The organism is Viridibacillus arvi (assembly GCF_001274945.1).
In the GTDB taxonomy this organism is placed as follows: Bacteria; Bacillota; Bacilli; order Bacillales_A; family Planococcaceae; genus Viridibacillus; species Viridibacillus arvi.
Window position 1 is genome coordinate 535402 of sequence record NZ_LILB01000001.1, and the last position, 19405, is coordinate 554806.

Consider the following 19405-nt stretch of genomic DNA (forward strand, 5'->3'; position numbering starts at 1 on the left):
AGTTTAATAAGAACAGGAACGCTTTTTAAACAATCGCGCCTGTTTGTTGAAGCTATTTATCTTCAATTTTACACACCACTTTTTTCAGCTATATTATATTCAAAATATCTATAGGCGCATTTAACACATAATCTGCCGATTCAAAACCTTTAGTTGTTTTAGAACCCCATAAAGCAAGGGCAAACTTCACCCCAGCACTATTCGCACATTGCATATCATATATGGAATCTCCAATGTATATTGCTTCATTTTTAGTTGCATTCAACCCCTCTAAACAAACTAATAGAGGTTCAGGATGTGGTTTGTGATTTTCGGTATCATCTGCACAAATAGTGTGTTCAAAAAAGGAACTCAATCCAAATGGTTCAAATTCATCAATTAATTCTTGCCTTGTTTTAGATGTTACAATACCAGTTCTGATGGGACTTTCTGATAAAGCTTTAATAATTTCTTTTATATCTTTAAACATTTGTACTTCTTGGGAAAATTCTAATACAATCTGTGCCCACTTTGGATGTACACGTTCTACGTCAATCACATTCAGTCTTCGTAGTGTTTCTTTTCCCGGTATTCCCAAAGCGAATCTTAAATCCTCTAATTGATAATCTTTGCCTTCTTCCCTCAGGACTTTTTGTAGAGATTTTAATATAGCTTTTTCTGTATCTAAAATGGTTCCATCCAAGTCAAAAATCACACATTTAAACAATTTTATTCCTCCTTAAAATGGTCTAATTCGATTGTTGAACACAAGTTAAACAACACTACCTGACCCGTTTGTTAAAAAAAAAGTGCTACCTGAACAGCTCAGATCCTTACTAAAGCCCTCATGAGTTGAAGAACTTCTAAACGAATATCATCTCATAACTATCATTATCAGCAGAGTTATTTAAGCTTAGTTAAAACTTATTATTAATTATTTCATTAAAGTCTAATTCCAAACAGCATACTGCCATATATTATAGATAGGTTACTCTGTTAGGAGGTGAGTATATGCCGCTTTTTTCACCAGTTCCAGGAAGATCCTTTCCTCCAAGAAATAGACAAGTATTTGGCCCTCCTTATCAAGGACAACAGTTTGGCTCTCCTTATCAAAGACAACAATTTAGAGCCCCCTACCAAGGACAACAGTTTGGCTCTCCTTATCAAGGACAACAATTTGGACCCCCTTACCAAGGACAACAGTTTGGCCAAAATTACGACAATAGAAGGAACCCATCTTTCATGTCCCCTAACAATTCATCTCCAGGTATTTTAGGAAACCTGCCGAACCACATCAACACAATTATGGGTCACGCCGGTACCATAAAGAATGGATATAATATGATGAGACAATTAGGATCTTTTATGGGTTTATTTAGATAGTGAAAAGCCGATGTTCTCTTATAAATGGGACATCGGCTTTTTCTAATAATGCTCCTAACAATACAGTGACCATCAAATCAACTCCCGTTATGGATAAGATAGATTATTAGTTTATACGGGCTAATTCCATTAAAAATAGAATTTTGGGTAATTTATGTAATTTTAACTCTCCCGCTCACCAATTCTCCGCACTTGTCTATTAATCTTTATAACTCTCATCATAAGATACCTTAATTGCATTTCAATTTAACAAATACAAGTGGAGAGGTTGTAAAACTTAAATGAATCTAAAAAATGAGATTAACCAAAAAATACAACAAATTATTAAAAATCTGAAGCAAGACCAATATAATGATGGTTCGTGGAGATTTTGTTTTGAAAGTGGACCAATGACCGATGCAAATATGATTATCATGTTAAGAGTATTAGATTATGATGATGAGAATCTTATAAAGAAACTTGTTGCACGTCTACTTCAACAACAACAAAATAACGGTGCTTGGAAGCTTTATGATGATGAAAAAGGCAATTTATCTGCAACAATTGAAGCATATACAGCTCTTTTATTTTCTGGACATTTGAATAAAGATGATCCGTCGATGAAATTAAGTGAACAATTTATTGTGAACAATGGAGGACTTGAAAAAAGTCATATTTCTACGAAGTGTTTACTAGCTATTACCAACTTATACCCTTGGCCAAGACTATTTCCTATCCCACTTAGTATCTTGAATATGCCAAAGTTTCTAACATTTAATTTTTATAATTTTAGCTCATACGTACAAGCACACTTTCTTCCTATCTTAATATTAGGACACGATAAATTTGTAATTACTAATAAATGGACGCCTGATTTACAGCATTTATTTTTATCTAAAAAGAAATCTAAAGCACTTATAAAGGAAAAAAGATGGTTTAATTTATTTAAAAAGAAATTACCTACTTATAAAGAATCTACGAGGCTAAAAGCTGAACAACATATATATAATTGCATTGAAAAGGATGGGACATTATATAGTTACTCAAGTTCTACATTTTTTATGATTTATGCACTACTTTCTCTAGGTTATAAAAAATCTTCTCCTATTATTAAAAATGCTATTAGAGGAATTAGATCTTTTTTATACGAAAAAGGAGATGTTTTTCATATTCAAAACTCTCCTTCGACTGTTTGGGACACTGCCCTAATTTCTTATTCCTTACAAGAATCGGGTCTTACCATTAAGGATCCATCTATCCAATTAGCTTCGAACTTCTTAATGGAATTACAACACAAACACTCTAATAAAGGATGGGGTTTTTCAGAAAGCAACTCCATTAATCCTGATGTTGATGATACACAAGCGGTATTAAGGGCACTATCTAATTTCACATGTAGTCATTCTGAATTTCGTATGGCCTGGAATTCGGGAGTTAATTGGTTATTAACCATGCAAAACAATGACGGAGGCTGGGGAGCATTTAAAAAAAATAGTCCCGCATACATTAAATGGTTTTTCCCCATACAGAATTTTGAAGACACTGCTATAGATCCTTCTGCTGCTGACATCACCGGCAGGACATTGGAATTTCTAGGGAATCATTTAAATTTGACTAAGCAGCATCCTCGTGTAATGAACAGTGTAAAATGGCTAATAAAGAATCAAAGTAAAGATGGTTCATGGTACGGACGTTGGGGGATATCTTACATTTATGGTACATGGGCAGCTGTCACAGGCTTAAAAGCAGTAGGAGTTTCATCTGATCATCAAACAATCCAGAAAGCAAAAGATTGGTTGTTAAATATAAGACAATCTGACGGAGGCTGGGGTGAATCATGCCAGAGTGATTTTCATAGAGAATATATTCCTTTACCCTATTCTACACTAGTACAAACTTGTTGGGCGGTTGATGCATTAATTTCTAGCTCTGAGTTTCCTACAAAAGAAATCATAGAAGGAGTTAAAAGAATTTTAGAATGGCAAAATACAGAAACTAGTCGGATCACATATCCTACAGGTGCAGGTTTACCAGGACACTTTTATATACACTATCACAGCTATCAATACGTATGGCCTTTGGTTACATTGAGCCATTACTTAAAAAAATACAATTAGTTCATTATTGGATTTTTTTTGAAAAATATAGTTAATCTATCTACCCCCTTCCTTTTTCATCTCATATACTATATTGTTCCAATCTTTATTTCTGGAATTTACTTTTATTTGAAAGGAGGTTTTTGTCAATGGCCAATATTGACCCTAATTTAATGGGTGTTTTCCGACAAAGAATTAAAAACCCCCATTGTTTCCGTCGTGTATGTGGACATCTTAGATCATGCAACTATCGTCAGTTAAGATGTCCCGCAGGTGCATACGGTCTTGTTGATCGTCTATCTGACTGCTGTGGAGTACCTATAACAAAAGCTCAGAGAGATAATGCAGCACAATGGCTTATGAATTGTGGAGTTGATCCTCTAAACAGAGCACATCGAAGAAGGATGTGGGGTATTGTTAGGGGCGGTTTGCGGTAAACTGAAACACATTTAAAACTATTAATCAAAATATTCTTGCAAAAGAATATTTTGATTAATAATCTTTTTTTCCAGAAGATAATCCTTTTTTTATTTACCTCAAAATTTATTTTTAATTCATTCCTCCATAATATGCACACTCTCAATAATTTAACCTAGCATATTCTTTAATTGACTGAGGACACTTGCAAATTGTTGTGAATTCTCTGTACGAATAACGCAATAAAATGGATTACCATGCTTTAAATCAATTAAAGAACCCTAAAGAAAATTATCCTATAAAAAAATTAAGAGTGCGAAACCTTATAAAACTATATATCTTAACAAAAAAAAGTCAGGTTCTGGATATGTCGGAGGAGTTACAAGATTTTTCAAACCGCAGAAAGACCTTAAAAACATAGTATACAGAACTACGATAAATATTTTCATTCTGAGCATACCTTGTGAGGACTATTAGTAGTTTATTTCCCTTAAATACATCTCCTGAGTTATAAGCCCATTTTTATCGATAACTACTACAATTAAATAAATCAAAATTAAGCCAGCACTTACTAATCGCTGGCTTTTCTTATTGAACTATCCTGCCCCGTTAGTGCAATAAGAAAAAAGAGCTGCCTAAGCAACTCTTCCCCGCAATCTGAACTTCAACACAAGAACAAGCATAGAACTCAATCCCATCGCTATAATATCATCTAAGCCTAAGATAGTTTAGTAACACTTTAGCTTTTAAACTCCATAAAGTGACTTGAATTTGGATAAAGAGTTTTCTTTGAAAAACCTATAGAAGAATAAAATTTATCAGCTTGTTCCGTATCTGTATGAAGCACAATAATTTTATAATATTTTTTTGCTTCTTCAATTATCCTTTTTACCAAAAGGCTTCCTATACCGTTTCTCCTATATGCTTTGCTTACATAAAACCTTCTCAGCCTACCAATAGACTGTTCATTTGAAAATGAATCTTTATTTAATCCACCAATAGCAACAAGGACACCTTCTTCATTAAACACGCCAAATAAACCTTCTCCAATATGGTTAAAGGTGTTACTGCCATTTTTATAGTCATTTACTAATCTTTCTACAAAACGAAAACCATCTGCTTTGCTTTGCTTTACTAAACCATCAATATCAAAATTCAACAGATTATTTATTTGTTTTATCTCATATTTCTCCATGTGTATCCTCCAAAAATTACGTAATTTTTTTTAAACTATTCTGCCTCGTTAGTTGAAGATAATTTAACTCTCTTCAACGGTTATAATTTGTTTCCCAAATAATATCTCATTATAATATATTTCTAATTTCCATAATCTAAGAAATACATAGATGTTCTTTTGACCACATTTTAGCGCTGGCGATTTAAATCCATTAGTTATTGATAAGATCCACAGTCTTGTTCAACTAAAGACCCTGTTAGTTTAATAAGAAATCTTGCGCATAGCTTCCTCGTAAAAGCAGATAATAGGCTGAGGTGATTAGAATATGTTAAAAACAAGGATTGTTTATATTATTTGTTTTTCAATTATTTTAAGCTTGTTTGTTTACAGCCAGTCCTTAAATACAAAATTGATAGAGTCATCCATCTCGCAATCGAATAGTGATAAAAGTGAATACAAACGGATTCAGGAATTGAAACAACGTTTAGATAGCCTCGAACCACCTGAACCTACCACCATTCTTGATTCACCTTTCCCTTTTGAAAAAGGAACAGAGGTGCATTTCCCTACCGATGTCATCCCTATTTCAGAAGTGTTAAAAGAAGGAACAAAAATCCCTTTCAAAATAATAAAAAGCGAACCGAACTATATTAGACCAATATATGAAGAAGACTGGCATAGCACGACTGGAAGATGGAGCTATATTCCTTCTCGAATACACTATTCTCTTCACCGCATATTCCCTTTTTATGCCATTGAGATTTCAGAAGAATTAAATTTTACACAGAATGTAGGTATTTCTTTTCCTACTGATATAAATGAAACAGACCTTGACCTGTATATAGTTATGTTTCAAACAAATATCACAGATGTTTATACAAAAGGAAATCAAGTTGTTGTTGTTGGAACACCTAAACGAACAGGAGTAGAAGTTATAAACATTAAAATTGCAGATATACACCCAAGTAATAAGGAGAAATTTTTGTTAGTTCAGTTAGCAACTAATGGAGATGAACTTGATTATTCTTTAATTCGTTATGAATCACCCAATTATTGGTTAAAGCAAAAACAAAGAAATGAACGTGAAAAATCTAAAAAGGAGTGAACCTTTGCCTTATCAACTTACTTGTGAAGGCTGTTATTTTATACAATCATTCTTATTTAACTAACCTGCCCGGTTAATTAAAATACTATCTCAATGGTTTTCCAGAGACTATATGTCAATGGAGATGTTTTGAATCCTGATATTCACCTAAGTTTGTAATAACTCAGCTTCGTTTTCATCTGTCACCATAGTAGCAACTTTTTTTATTACTCTCAGTATCTCGAGTAATAATTCACTATCACTTTCTTCTAATGTTATTAACGAAGGGATGTGCTTTTTAGGTATAGCAACAATATGTACTGGATAAAAAGGTTTTGTATGATAATAGGCTAATACATTTTCTATCTCCATCACTTTATTTACTTGCATTTTTCCGCTTAATACTTCATCACAATAAAAATCTTCAGTCACAATATATAACCCCCATAGATTATAATTTTCACTTTAACTTATTCTACTTTCTTCTTACAAAAGCCTGCTCCGTAATAATTGAATAAAAAAAGAGCTGAATAAGCAGCTCAATGATCTTCAACTAAAGCTCCTCGTTAGTTGAATAAGATTTATCCCTTTATGAAGCCTTATTTAATAGGCTCTCCTTTATCATAATCTCTTTCACCAGTATCCTCATTTATTACGTGAGCAAACTCAATTCCATCTGCTGTTCTCATATATGAATAAGTGTAATTTCTTTCCTCGTAGAAAATGATTTCTATGGTATCTACTTTAAGTCCTTTCATAACTTCATATTTAACATATTTAGGTGTAGAGTATTCTTCAGGAGTAAATCCTTTCTTATTTAAATATTCTACAACTTCATTTTTAAAATCTTCTACTTTTTTATATTCTGAATACCAGAAAATCCCGATAAATACTAATAAAAAAACAAAAATAATAAAAATATATTTTTTCATAAGTACACCTCTTATTTTCTATAATGATAAACAAAAAATATAGATAGAGCTAATACGATTCCATTCCAATCTCAACAGCTCAACCATTATTCCTCTTAAAGCAATCTGCCCCGTTAGTTCAATAAGGAAAAGGCTCTACTCCTTATTGAAGTATAGCCACCCGTTAGCCATCCATGAAGCGCAACAATCAGTACTTCATCACAGAAAATGAAAGAGAATTAAGTTCTTTCATGGGAGTTGAATAACAACAATCTTTCAAAAACAACCTTTTGTATACTTTCTTATCTTTAAAAAAAGACGACGAAAAGTTTTCGTCGTCTTAGCTATTACATCCCATTGATAAATTTTTCAACTTCGGCAACTTTTTCGCCGTTCAATAGATACGAAACACCATATATTTCGCCTTCTCCGTTATGGTTGACCGCAACGTCAATATCATTCACAATTTGCTTCATATATTCGAATGCTTGACGCATGTATTCATCGGTCGGTTTCCATTGGTCAGCAAGTTCTGTTGATTCCTTCGCTTTACCATTAGGGCCTATATGTGCCGAGCGAACGAATTGAATATGTGAGATGTAACTTGATAGAAGGAACAAATTCGAATGTTCCTTTTCGATTTCATTGCTTTCTTTAATCAATTGTTTCGGAAATTCCCTAATGACTTCTTGTGCCTTCAAGTAATATTCGAAACCTTCATCGCTGTTCGCTTCCTTCAATTTTGGGTCGTCCATCGGTTCGGAAAGCATTGCGTTCATTTTCGAAGCCCATTCTCCCAATTCTGCGTCATAAAATTCGGGTTCGCTTGCTTCCACAACGACTTCAGTAACGTTATCGTTTATTGATTTATCGCCGTCGCTTACATGTGTGAAATCAACGAATTCACGAACCCCGAAAATTGCAATGATGATAACAACAATAGTGGAGACAAGTAAAAATTTCATTTTCATTTACACCCCTCCGATTCTCATCGTTTAAACGTACCTCAACCATCTTTTTCCCTTCTTTAATTGCCCTGAAACAGTCTCCATATAACCCTATTTTATACATTATTTTATTCACACCTATATTTGTATTTCGACACCTTCAATTAAATTTCCTTGTTCAACTAACCTGCATTGTTAGTTCAATAAGAAAAAAGAGCTGCCTATGCAACTCTGATTCCAAACTATTACACCAGTTAAATAAATAAGATGATTTTCGTTCTCTTTATACTTTTAGTTCATTTGTACATTTTTCCAATATGTATTTGGTCCATTACTTTTTAAAATTGCATTTTTCGGGACTTGTTTAATTATAAGGAGAAGATTAAGTATATCAACTGACAATGCCATTGAGTTTAGTATTATCAAGAACTTTAATGTCGTTGTTAATAGCCCAAATGCACTTAATATAAGTGGCAAAATTATTGAAATAATAATAAAAGGACCAATTGTAATGAAGATATATCTTGATTTTAAAATCTCTTCTTCTGTTATCACAAAACCCCCGAACAGCGTAAATCCTATATATGTTTTTTCTGATTTAGTGAAATTCGGAATGAAAATCAAATGAAGTAATTCGTGAAGTATCAAAAGTAAATTTAACCCAAAAATACTACTCAAGTTAATTGTTATTGATATTTCATCCGGTGTTAGTCCAAAATCGCTCAAGGAAATACTGGAAAAAATATTTATTATCCCAATAGAGATGATTGCTGCTACAATCATTAAAGGGGTAGATAACAAAATAGCACTTGTTAAAATTTTAGGTTCTTTCATTGGAATCCAGCTATTTTTAATTAATTCCAAATGTAAAAGTGGGTTACTTTTTTTGGTTTGGAATTAAGTTGATCTAAAATATCCCCAAAATCCATATTTTAAGTTAAATGATAAGAACTCGTTTTGAAAAATGATTGATCAAAACGGGTTAATTCTTTGTGAAATACTATACGATTTTTATAATAAAGTTTGATCATTTTCTACCTAGTAATTCTAAAAAAATCGCGCCCGATTACGGTATAAATATTATATTTTTCCTAAGACAGCGTTAACAAAATCGGTTTTTTCTTCTGGATATTTGTGTTTATTATGGGTCAAGACATTGATAGCTTACATTTCTTTCCGAGAGATCCTATTCTACTAAAGATTCTGTTATTTTCCAATCTAGATTTTTAATCGCCAACATCGAATTATCCTGAATGATTCCTGTATCTACGAAACCAAATGAAGCGTATAATGTTTTAGCTATGACATTACTTGTTCGATAAAAGAGGGTTAAATATTCTGCTTCTCCATCTGGCATAGTTTCAATATCCATCATCATTTTTTCAAAAGCAAGTTTGCCATATCCTTTACCTTGGTAACTCATTCCAATCATAATATGCCAAATAAAATAGCTCTTCTTCCCGTAAAAAACTTCATTTTCAAATGTTTCATGATCCAACGTATCATAAATATACATCAAAAATCCAACCGCAACTTCATCGGCATAAATGGCAAGGGGAGTCGCTGGTATACCGTCTGCGTTCAACATATGAGCGTCTGCAAAGCTTCTGAGGTTAGTAGTTTCTAAAAAGTCTTCCTGGTTTTCTTCAACTTCAAGTGCAATTACTTCATCTATGTTATCCCCGGTTATCTTTCGTAATTCAATCATTTTTTTATCTCCTCTCCTAAGACAAGCCACTTCCACACATGGCCTAAAACATTCCAAATATCATTTCTATAATTCCCGAAATATGGTACACAAAATATTCACCAATGCTAGCTCTTTTTCCCCTGTGATTTCTAATCCTTGTCCCGTAAAATGGCCAGTTTGTTGAATTGTCATAATCCATCTTGTCAATGCGATTGTATCAAACCTTTTTACAAATTATCGGACTTTATTACAAATTATCGGACTTTATTACAAATGATCAATCTATATTTTAAATCTATAACTTTTGGGTAATTTGCTTAGTATTTTCATTAAATTCACTCTATTAATACCTTAATTTAAGAAAAATTCATAACTAACCAAATAATACCATTTCAACATTTTAAATGTATATCCTTCTTCAACTAACCTGTCTCTTTAGTTCAATAAAAAAAGAGCTGTCTGACCTGCTCAACAATTTCTCTAAAGCACCCGTTAATTGATTAAGAAAGTTTTTGTTTTGATTTTTGATTCATTAAGATATGCCTTAAGCTAATATTACAAATTAATTCACGGTAAACCTACCTTCGTTCAAAACGATATTTACAAGGTCCCCTAAATCAGCATCATTATTTTCAAGTATCAATCTTTCTGGAAATTTATTCGAATTAAAATCTTTAACAATTTGTCTAATTCTATCTTCTCCTACGTACGCAACTCCACTTCTTTCTTTATCCCTATTAATTAGGATATTTATATCACTTTTAATTACTATTATCTTAATGTTAATATCTAAATTCTTTATTCTATCTATAACAGAAAATATCTGCTCTATAGAAAAAACATAATCAGTAACTACATTCATATTATTGTTTGTAAAGTTTTCAACCAGAGCAACTATATTGTCCCATAAGACATTCAGAAAAAAATTATCGAGATCATCACAAGGATGTACCCATCCTTTCTTTACCAAATTGTATAACAGATCCCCCTCTATATGTACACATAACCCGTCCATACTTTTACATATCTTATCAGCCAATGTACTCTTTCCAGCCCCAGGGGGACCACTTATCAAAAAGACTGTTCTTTTTGTATTCAAAAAATCACTTCCTTTGAAATGAATTATTTATTTTAACTATGATATGTTACTAAACTTAATATTTTGCGTTAATAGGGTCTTTATTAATTATTTTAAGGTGATTTTAAAATAGTAATAAACCCTGCCCCGTTAGTTTAATAAAGAAAAAAGAGCTGCATATGCAACTCAATGATCTTCAAGTAAAGCACCCCGTTAGTTTAACAAGGCTATTGTAATATTTTGTTTATTATAGCCATAACAAAATTCCTTCATTACAACATAGGATAAATTTTATTAGGTTACTAAACGTTACTTAAATACGCAACAACAATTTCTAAGTTTCCAAAATAGGAAACATCCCTGCTTTTCGTTCAAAAAGCAAGGATTTTTTCTATTTACTTATTTTCCCGAATTTCTTTATAGATTTTACGAAGTGCTTTTTTCGAACCTCGTTCAATATCATGATTTAGTTTTTTGGTTTTATAATCAATGAATAAAGTGTCTAAGTCATAGCCTTCTGGATATAACTCTACAGCTTTTAACTCTAGAGCCAATCGTTTTTCGTTTACCTCAATAAATTGATTTTGATAATACACAGTAATGTTATAATATTTGTCTTTTTCTTTGTACACTATTCCAAAGTCGTCGTGGTCAAACAGTTTTACACGGTCTCCTTTTTGATAGTCGATATTATTTTTTGCTTTTTCAACAACTGCTTTTGGTCTCGGGATTTTGCTTTCATTTAATCGTTCCATTCGATACTCTTTATTTTTCATATAATCTTCTGCTCTTTTTAGAACATTTTCTGGTATATTCATTTTTCTAGAGATCCATAATGCATTACTGTCTCCAGACTGCCCTATGAGAAGTTTAAATAATGGTTCTAATGTTTCATGATTAAATTGCATGGCAGCGTTCATAAAGTCACTATGCATTTCGGAAAAACGTTTTATTTCTCCATAATGCGTTGTTGCAACAGTAATACATCCTTTAAGATAAAACTCTTCTAAGAGGGAGATTGCTAACGCTGCTCCTTCATTTGGTTCTGTCCCACTGCCAATCTCATCAAATAGTAACAAAGTATTATTGTTTACTGATCGAAGAATCTCTGATAAGTTCTTCATGTGAGAAGAGAACGTGCTAAGTGCATTTTCTAAACTCTGATTGTCGCCAATATCTACAAAAATGCGCTCAAATACTGCAATTTCGGTTTCTTTCGAAGCTGTGATATGAAACCCGGACATAGTAGCCAAAGTAACAAGACCAATTGTCTTAAGCACAATTGTTTTTCCACCTGCATTAGGTCCGGTTATTATTAAGCTACGAAAACTGCTTCCAATCTCAAATTGAAGTGGTATAACATGACCCGATAATAATGGATGCTTGCAATTTATTAATTTCATATTCCCATGATCATTTATATTTGGCTCAATCCCATCCACATGTCTGCTATATTTAGCTTTAGCAAAAATAAAATCGTACTGGGATACAAGCTCAATATTAATATTAATAGGGTGAAGATTTTCTGCCACTAGCCCAGTTAAAGTAGCTAGTATTTGATATTCTAACATTGCCTCTTCTGATTTTAATGTTGCTAATTCAACACTTAATTTTCCTACCACACTAGGTTCCATAAAGACTGTCGAACCTCTAGAAGATATCTCAATTATGGTTCCCTGTACTTGATTTTTGTATGATGCTTTTATTGGTATTGTATAGTGATCATCTTTGACACTAATTAAAAATTCCTGGATATAATTTCTATTAGCGCTACTGTTCAAGAATCTATTTAATCTCTCCTTTATTTTTTGTTCAGTTGTTTGGATATGGTAACGAACACGTTTGAGTTCCTTGCTTGCGGACGAGTCGACCTGATTATTTTTGATAGAAAAATTAATTTCCTCTTCTACCTCCATGAATTCTGTCATGGAATAAGCATAGGACGCTAATGTCGGAGCAAAAAGTTCTTTACTGGTCATGAAAATTTTTATTTTTCGGCAGCCTCTTAAAAAATCGGAAATACTTAAAAGCTCTGATGGGTCTAAAATTATGCCTTTTTCTAATTTATCAATACTATGTCCAGTGTTGGAAACACCTATGAAAGGCACGTTTCCTCCTGCATCAAGAATGGCACGTGCTTCAGATGTTTCGGTTAATCGATGTTTGACTACTTTTAAGTTAGAACTGGGAATTAATTTATCAAATAGTTGTTTGCCTAGTCCGCTAACGCAATAAGATTTTATGATCTCTTTTAGTTCATTGTACTGTAATTTTTCAAAAGTACCTTCATTCATGTTTTCATTCTCCTCAATGTGATTAATAGATGAGCAATGAAGAAACCTAACGGCAAAATTCCAATGAGTTGGTTATAAATATAAAAAAGCCGCGGTGGATACCGCAGCTTACGTTACAATGCAAAAGTAAAATACATAAATAAAACCATCAATAATGATAGTTCTAATCATGAAGTGATGCGCTTGTTTGTAAAGTATGGTAGGTATCTTCATAAGTGGAAATAAGTCCAAAACGAAACAAGGGGTGTAAAACTAACTTAAATCCCCTGTTGTTAAAACTTCCTTATTTCCTATAAAGTTTACTTATTTAGAAACAAACTACCGCACTCATCAAATGCACCTCTTATAAAATAATTGATATGCTCATTGAAATCGACTTTACAGGATTTATTATACTAATTGATACAGGAACTGTAAAGATATCAAACATTTTGTTAATCCTAAATTAACTTTGGATAAGCCAGTTAAACTTTTTCAGTAAAGTCGTTGAAGCTTATAATAATTAGGATAACTTGAATACATCGGCCTCGATTAATTTTCCTGTTTAGAATCATTTTTAAAAGATTCTGTTGTTTATAGTGGGCGTAATAACTCTTTTTACGTAATTTTATTGAACTAAACTGCCCCTTTAGTTCAATATGAAAAAAGCTCTACTCCTTATTGAAGTAAAGCACCCGTTAGTTTAAGTGAGATGTTTCACAATACTTTTTTCATGGATATACACTTCAAATTTTTATCGTTTCTGCGGAATCGTCATTTCTTCCCACGAATAATTTGGTATAGTTGCAATCCATAAAGTATCTCCCGTGATATCCACATCCTGAACGATGAAATCAACCGCATCAAACACTTTTTCAGGTTTTTTTTTATCTTTCGTGTTGATGGAGTAAATAGCTTTACCTCTATGTGTATATCCGAATAATTCCTCTCCTTTTTTAATAAATTTAACTACCTCTTCCTCAACTTTAATGTTTCTCCAAATTCCCCCTTGAAGATCTCGGGTCCAAATTCCACTTTGCGTGGTAATGAATAGCCTATTCTTAATCACTTTCATATCCCAAGGTTCATCATTACTTTTCGGCATGGTTATCTCGCTCCACCCATCAGTTGTTTTTTGCAAAATCTTCCTTTCTTCTGTGAGTCCTATCAAGTCACCATTATCCGATATTTGAACCGCACGACTAAAACTCCATTTTGAAAAGTCCTCTTAGGAAAGCTTTCGTACCAGCCATTCAATCGGTCCTCGATCAAATTTTAATTTCCATAAAACACTAAATATCACAGAACCAATATAGAAACCAGCACTAAAAATATAAATAAACGGGAGTTGTTGATTTTCGATTCGACCTAGAATATATATAATTGATAACCCAATTACTATATGTCCAATGTAGTGTGTTAAAGTCATTTGTCCAGATGGTATGATAACCTTCCATAACCAAAAACTTTGCGCTTTTTCAGTAACCTTTAGAATTATTACTAAAATAATAAATGAAGAACCTATTGCAGAAAGCATATACAACACACTCGGTAAAATTGGTCCCGTTTTAAATAGAAACTGTGCAACTTCACTCGTGAGTACAGGTGTTAATTGTTTTATTAATACAACAGAAGCGCTCTCCGCAATGACTAGCGATGTAAAACCAATGGCAAGAAGATTTCTTTGAATACGCCCATCTTTCAAAGAATAGCAACCAATGACAAACCCAATAAGAATAAAAGCAAACCATGGGAAGATTGGGTGATATCCGTTGATAAAGAGGTTACGGGTAAAGCCACTTATCGACCAAAAATCTACGTATTCCATAAACAGAGCATTTGGTTGCCATCCTGTAAACATGTCATAGGTTAGCTGGATGGCTTGAGCAACCAAAATAAGAACGCCTGCAATAATTATATTTGTTCGTTTTTTGAAACCGATAAAGAAAGTTAGAAAGAAAAGGTAAAATCCATAATAATGTAAAATGTCACCGGTCCACCCAATTACATATAGCCCCATACCAAGAACAAAGAGTAATAACGCACGCTTCCAAATGAATATGCGTGCTTTTTGAAGTTGTTCTTTATTGCTACTTTCTCTTGTTCGTTTTGTCATCAAAGCTATCCCAATACCAGCTAATAAAACAAATAGAGCAGAAGCACGACCTTCAATTAGGGAAGTCAACTTAATTAGCCAAGATGGCCCTTTCCCTTCTACCCCAGTAATAACTGAATAATTTATAAGTAGCATTCCAAACATTGCAAGTGACCTAGCAACATCAATACCAATTATTCGTTCTGCAACTTTACTCACTTAAATCACCCTTCGAAAAAACTAGCTTAACCGCTGTTATCCAAATACCTTTGTAATTGATTGTTTCATTCTCCATTATTAGATTCCCGATATTATCTAGAACTAAAGCTAAAATATGAGCTTTCTCTTCAACAGCGTCCCCTGTAATTATTGAAAGAGTTGAGGCCTTTTTGAGCAATTCCTCAAATCCCTTTAAATAGAATGACTGAATTTCTAGTAAATGATCATGATAATATTTATCTCGTGCAGCGAGGGACAAAAACTCTTTCATTACATTATCGTAGTAAGGATCTTGTTTTTGGTCCTGAATCATTTGAACACCAATGTTGACTAATTTATCTTCAAAGTTTTCAGCTGTAAAATCCTCTACACGAAAGTAATTGTTGAAATGAATTTCTGTACAGAAGTAATCAAATAATTGTTTGATTAGATCATCTTTTGACTCGAAATAATAGTAAATTGATGGCTTTGAGATACCCACCGATTTTGCAATCTGTGCAAAACTTGCTTTTTGAATTCCCTGCTCTGCAATTAAAATATAAGTAGCATTTAAAATATCTTCTTTTGTATTATTGGACATAAAAGTACCCCCCCATTTTTTACCTATCGTTAGGTAGATTATAAAGCGGTAAAATTAAAAATTCAAGTAAAAAAGAGATTTCCCTAAATAAAAATAATAACAACTTCCATATAAATCATTAGATCTACGTCAAGATTTCAGACACACTCAAGTTGATTTTTTTGTGTTGCGCAACGTGGCTGGTGTACCCGAGCGATAAAGCTTGACTACTGTTTGTTTAAATTCTTTATTGTACTTTTAATACATACAGGGAGTTTTATATTATTATACGTACCCTAACATAAATTCCCCTTATTGAACTAACCTGCCCCGTTAGTTCAATAAAGAAAAAAGAGCTGCATATGCAACTCAATGATCTTCAAGTAAAGCCCCCGTTAGTAAAAATATTACATACAAAATAATAATCTCTATTTCAAAAATTTCTCTAAAATTTCCAAGTCCTCGAGATATGCGTGTTGTATATTTTGTATATCTCTAAGTGACTTCCAACCAGCATCTACAATAATGTTATCGGGGTCGTTAATCCCTGCACTTTCTCCAGTTTTTTTCACTTTGAAGTAATAAGTTTTTACTTTATAACCTTTAATTTCAGTTTCTTTAATAAACAGGCTATCCTCAATGACAATATCATATCCAGTTTCTTCTTTAACTTCTCTAATACAACATTCTTCTGGTGTTTCTCCTTGTTCAATACCACCCGAAGGAATAGCCCAAGATTCAGAGTTACTACCTTTTACCATCAAAACTTCTTTGTTCTCATTAATACAAATTGCTGCAGAACCAAACCATTCTTTCATCTTATCCCTCCCGCTTCTTGTTCAACAAACCTTTTCGTTAGTTCATTATAAAAGTGCCAGTCCCACCTGAAAGTAAAGCACCCAATATAACGCCTTTTCTTTTGTTCAAAAGTTTACATACTATAACTTATTCAACACCATTCAAAAAAACCTTCTTGTTCAACTAACCTGCTCCTTTAGTTGAATAAGAAAAAGAGCTGTCTGAACAGCTCAAAGATCTTGTACTAAAGCTCCCTTTAGCACAATAAAGATTTATTATTTTTTCAATTCTTTACTCTCTGGAATTTCGAAATAAAAATCATATAAATCTCTTGCTGTTTGTTGGATAAATTCATATCCGCCACTTCCATTTATAGCAGTATCCAATCTAGCATATATAATTAGTAAAAGAGTTTTAGCTTCTGATTCACTTAATTGTTGAATCCTTTTCTTCACTTTCTCAATCTCTAACATTAAAAGCACCTCCCAATAATCAATTATTATCTTGTACCAAACTGCCCCGTTTGTTAGATAATTTCTTTCAATTCTTAGGAAAAATACCTGATGTAACTCTATTTAATATTTTTTTTAATGGCCATTGGCATAAAGATATTGTGATGATGATTATCAAAATGAAAACAACTAATTGTAGAAAACGACTCGAAAATTGTACAGCAAACCAATTACCTCCATAATAAATACAAATAAACCCCAAAAACACCATAGAAAGATAGGCAAAAGAAGCGAGAATTAATTGTTTAGCCGTTAATTGTCTTATTGATTCTCTATTTTTGTGTATAAGATTAATTGCCACAAATATACAATAAGCTATAATAATAAATGTAAACAAACAAATACACCTCCCTTTATCGAATGTAACTCCCAATATAATCCATATTATAATATTTATTCAACTAACCTGCCCCGTTAGTTGAATAAGGTTCCAGCTGAAATTTGGTAATATTTGCAGTTATCCATTTCTTTTCTGACTCAAAAAGGAAGTCCCATTTTTTAGTTTTTATCCAATCAAATAACTTATGAATTTCCTCATTACCTTCTTCAAATCGAATAAGAAATCCTAGTGCTAAAATTATGTCATCACTTACGACATTTCTTTTTCTTTTTAACATATTCTTAATACGCTCGATAACAGGTTTAATGGCAGTTTCATTTCCATGTCTATTGATACCTAACATGGCATATCCTTTAACTGCACCAGAACGGTCTTGTAAAGCCTCTAAAAAAGTCGGGAGTAAGGAAGCATCCCCTATTTCATTTAATGCCGATAAAGCCGAACATTTAACATCTCCTTTAGGATGATCCAGCAAATTTAAAAGGTGAGGAATAGCTTTATATGTACCAATCTCAAATAATACAGAATTTGCATAGATTAAGTCGTACTCATCTGTTGTCTCAGATATAATTTTAATGAGTGCTTCCTCTGCAATAGAACTCTTACATACCTTTAATGCTCGGATAGCATCCTGCCTGACAAGCCAACGCTCATCTTTAATAAATTTCAATATGGTTGAACATTCTTTTACAATTTTTTGTTCTGAAATTCTTTCAAGGACACTTGAAAGTGTATATTTGTCCGTTTCTTTTTCAAGCCATTTTAAAAGAATTTCAACTACCCGTTCATCTCCGGTATTTTCGCCAATTTTACCAAGTATAAAATAAATACCATCCCTGATTTCTCTATCCTTACTTTTTTCTAATAAATTATTAAGAGAAGGAATCACACTAGTACCTGTTATTTCTCTTGCTTTTCTGTAAGCATTCCAAGAAGGTGAATCTTCACTACTAGTATAAGAACTTCTGTCTGCCATTTTTTCGATTAATTTTAACAGTTCTTTTTCATCCATTGTTATAAACTCCTATGAAGTTATTTATCTTAATATATCATCTCTTATGTAACTAAACTGCCTCGTTAATTCAATAAGAAAAAAAGAGCTGCATATGCAACTCAATGATCTTCAAGTAAAGCCCCCCATTATTTTTGAATTACTTATTTTTTCAGGATAAATTTTATTAAGAATAAAGTAAATTATCCAAAACGGTATAGGTAAAGCTACTATGAAAGCCCTGTGGTCGGCAAGTAATGCATAAAGTAAAACAAACATTAAAATTACGAAAGGTATGATGAGTGGCAGTAAATCTTTTTATTTACATTAAATTTTAGACCTTATAAGTGTATAACCCCATCCTAAAAATAGGACAGGATTATACATAAATTTGTTTAATTTTTAATGAAAAACACTTAACCGAACTTAGAAATGGCCAATAAAGTAGTTTAGTATTAGTTTACTGCTGTATTATCTGAATAAGGTTGCCGCATGTATCGTCGAAGACAGCTATTGTGACTTTGCCCATTTCTGTCGGCTCCATAGTAAACTTCACGCCTTTTCCCTTTAACCGTGTGTACTCTTTTCGAACATCTGCAACGCCAAACATTGTTGCTGGAATGCCTTGGGTAATTAAACCCTTTTGATACTCTTTGGCGATCTGATTGTCATTCGGTTCTAGTATAAGCTCGGTACCGTCCTGATCATCAGAAGAAACAAGCGTTATCCACCTAAATTCTCCGGCGGGAACATCGTGTTTTTTTACAAATCCGAGCGTTTCTGAATAAAACTCCAGTGCCTTGTCTTGATCTTCTACGAATAAACTGGTAACTATGATTTTCATACTTTTTTTGCCTCCTTTGATTAATTTACCACT

20 protein-coding genes and 1 pseudogene are annotated in these 19405 nt (G+C 32.7%); 4 read left to right on the top strand and 17 right to left on the bottom strand.

Annotated features, from left to right (window positions below):
* Positions 1–88: 88 nt before the first annotated feature.
* A complete protein-coding gene (locus tag AMD00_RS02540) occupies positions 89–706 on the bottom strand; it encodes an HAD family hydrolase (protein WP_053415521.1) in 618 nt (205 codons plus the stop codon).
* A 284-nt stretch (positions 707–990) separates the two neighbouring features.
* Here AMD00_RS02540 and AMD00_RS22690 point away from each other — a divergent pair, with 284 nt between their 5' ends.
* The 3 genes from AMD00_RS22690 (at position 991) to AMD00_RS02555 (ending at position 3874) form a co-directional block, all read left to right on the top strand.
* A complete protein-coding gene (locus AMD00_RS22690) occupies positions 991–1362 on the top strand; it encodes a hypothetical protein (RefSeq protein WP_083446078.1) in 372 nt (123 codons plus the stop codon).
* Positions 1363–1643: 281 nt separating this feature from the next.
* A complete protein-coding gene (locus AMD00_RS02550; protein WP_053415522.1) occupies positions 1644–3458 on the top strand; it encodes a terpene cyclase/mutase family protein in 1815 nt (604 codons plus the stop codon).
* Positions 3459–3586: 128 nt separating this feature from the next.
* Entirely contained in the window at positions 3587–3874 is a 288-nt protein-coding gene (locus AMD00_RS02555) for a hypothetical protein (RefSeq protein WP_053415523.1), read from the top strand.
* A gap of 719 nt (positions 3875–4593) precedes the next feature.
* Here the strand turns inward: AMD00_RS02555 and AMD00_RS02560 are convergent.
* Complete coding sequence (locus AMD00_RS02560; RefSeq protein ID WP_053415524.1) at positions 4594–5049, bottom strand: GNAT family N-acetyltransferase; 456 nt, start codon at positions 5047–5049, stop codon at positions 4594–4596.
* 307 nt (positions 5050–5356) lie between these two features.
* On the opposite strand from AMD00_RS02560, the gene AMD00_RS02565 reads away from it, so the two are divergent.
* Complete coding sequence (locus tag AMD00_RS02565; protein WP_245639421.1) at positions 5357–6136, top strand: hypothetical protein; 780 nt, start codon at positions 5357–5359, stop codon at positions 6134–6136.
* A gap of 115 nt (positions 6137–6251) precedes the next feature.
* Here the strand turns inward: AMD00_RS02565 and AMD00_RS02570 are convergent.
* The 15 genes and pseudogenes from AMD00_RS02570 to AMD00_RS02640 form a co-directional block, all read right to left on the bottom strand.
* Positions 6252–6505 (bottom strand): annotated as a pseudogene (locus tag AMD00_RS02570) (HIT domain-containing protein).
* A 209-nt stretch (positions 6506–6714) separates the two neighbouring features.
* Positions 6715–7047 (bottom strand): hypothetical protein, encoded by a 333-nt coding sequence (locus AMD00_RS02575; protein ID WP_053415525.1) that lies wholly within the window; start codon positions 7045–7047, stop codon positions 6715–6717.
* Between the two features lie 326 nt (positions 7048–7373).
* Positions 7374–7997 carry a hypothetical protein gene (locus tag AMD00_RS02580; protein ID WP_053415526.1) on the bottom strand — a complete coding sequence of 208 codons (624 nt, stop codon included), beginning with the start codon at positions 7995–7997 and terminating at the stop codon, positions 7374–7376.
* Positions 7998–8264: 267 nt separating this feature from the next.
* On the bottom strand, positions 8265–8807 hold the full coding sequence (locus AMD00_RS02585) for a metalloprotease family protein (RefSeq protein ID WP_083446079.1): 543 nt from the start codon (positions 8805–8807) through the stop codon (positions 8265–8267).
* 352 nt (positions 8808–9159) lie between these two features.
* Complete coding sequence (locus tag AMD00_RS02590) at positions 9160–9681, bottom strand: GNAT family N-acetyltransferase (RefSeq protein WP_053415528.1); 522 nt, start codon at positions 9679–9681, stop codon at positions 9160–9162.
* Positions 9682–10225: 544 nt separating this feature from the next.
* Positions 10226–10762 (bottom strand): AAA family ATPase, encoded by a 537-nt coding sequence (locus tag AMD00_RS02595; RefSeq protein WP_053415529.1) that lies wholly within the window; start codon positions 10760–10762, stop codon positions 10226–10228.
* Between the two features lie 374 nt (positions 10763–11136).
* Positions 11137–13035, bottom strand: coding sequence for an endonuclease MutS2 (locus AMD00_RS02600; RefSeq protein WP_053415530.1), 1899 nt, complete (start codon positions 13033–13035; stop codon positions 11137–11139).
* 733 nt (positions 13036–13768) lie between these two features.
* Positions 13769–14119: a hypothetical protein gene (locus AMD00_RS02605; RefSeq protein WP_157059156.1), complete on the bottom strand. Its 351-nt coding sequence runs from the start codon at positions 14117–14119 to the stop codon at positions 13769–13771.
* A 123-nt stretch (positions 14120–14242) separates the two neighbouring features.
* Positions 14243–15328 carry a DUF418 domain-containing protein gene (locus AMD00_RS02610; protein WP_281173024.1) on the bottom strand — a complete coding sequence of 362 codons (1086 nt, stop codon included), beginning with the start codon at positions 15326–15328 and terminating at the stop codon, positions 14243–14245.
* Positions 15321–15908, bottom strand: a complete 588-nt coding sequence (locus AMD00_RS02615) for a TetR/AcrR family transcriptional regulator (RefSeq protein WP_053415532.1) — start codon at positions 15906–15908, stop codon at positions 15321–15323. The genes AMD00_RS02610 and AMD00_RS02615 overlap by 8 nt, the downstream gene beginning before the upstream one ends.
* 407 nt (positions 15909–16315) lie before the next feature.
* A complete protein-coding gene (locus AMD00_RS02620; protein ID WP_053415533.1) occupies positions 16316–16705 on the bottom strand; it encodes an NUDIX hydrolase in 390 nt (129 codons plus the stop codon).
* Positions 16706–16960: 255 nt separating this feature from the next.
* Complete coding sequence (locus AMD00_RS02625; RefSeq protein WP_053415534.1) at positions 16961–17158, bottom strand: hypothetical protein; 198 nt, start codon at positions 17156–17158, stop codon at positions 16961–16963.
* Between the two features lie 67 nt (positions 17159–17225).
* Positions 17226–17534, bottom strand: coding sequence for a hypothetical protein (locus AMD00_RS02630; protein ID WP_053415535.1), 309 nt, complete (start codon positions 17532–17534; stop codon positions 17226–17228).
* 64 nt (positions 17535–17598) lie between these two features.
* Positions 17599–18549: a HEAT repeat domain-containing protein gene (locus AMD00_RS02635; RefSeq protein WP_053415536.1), complete on the bottom strand. Its 951-nt coding sequence runs from the start codon at positions 18547–18549 to the stop codon at positions 17599–17601.
* A 439-nt stretch (positions 18550–18988) separates the two neighbouring features.
* Positions 18989–19372 carry a VOC family protein gene (locus tag AMD00_RS02640; RefSeq protein ID WP_053415537.1) on the bottom strand — a complete coding sequence of 128 codons (384 nt, stop codon included), beginning with the start codon at positions 19370–19372 and terminating at the stop codon, positions 18989–18991.
* Positions 19373–19405: the final 33 nt, after the last annotated feature.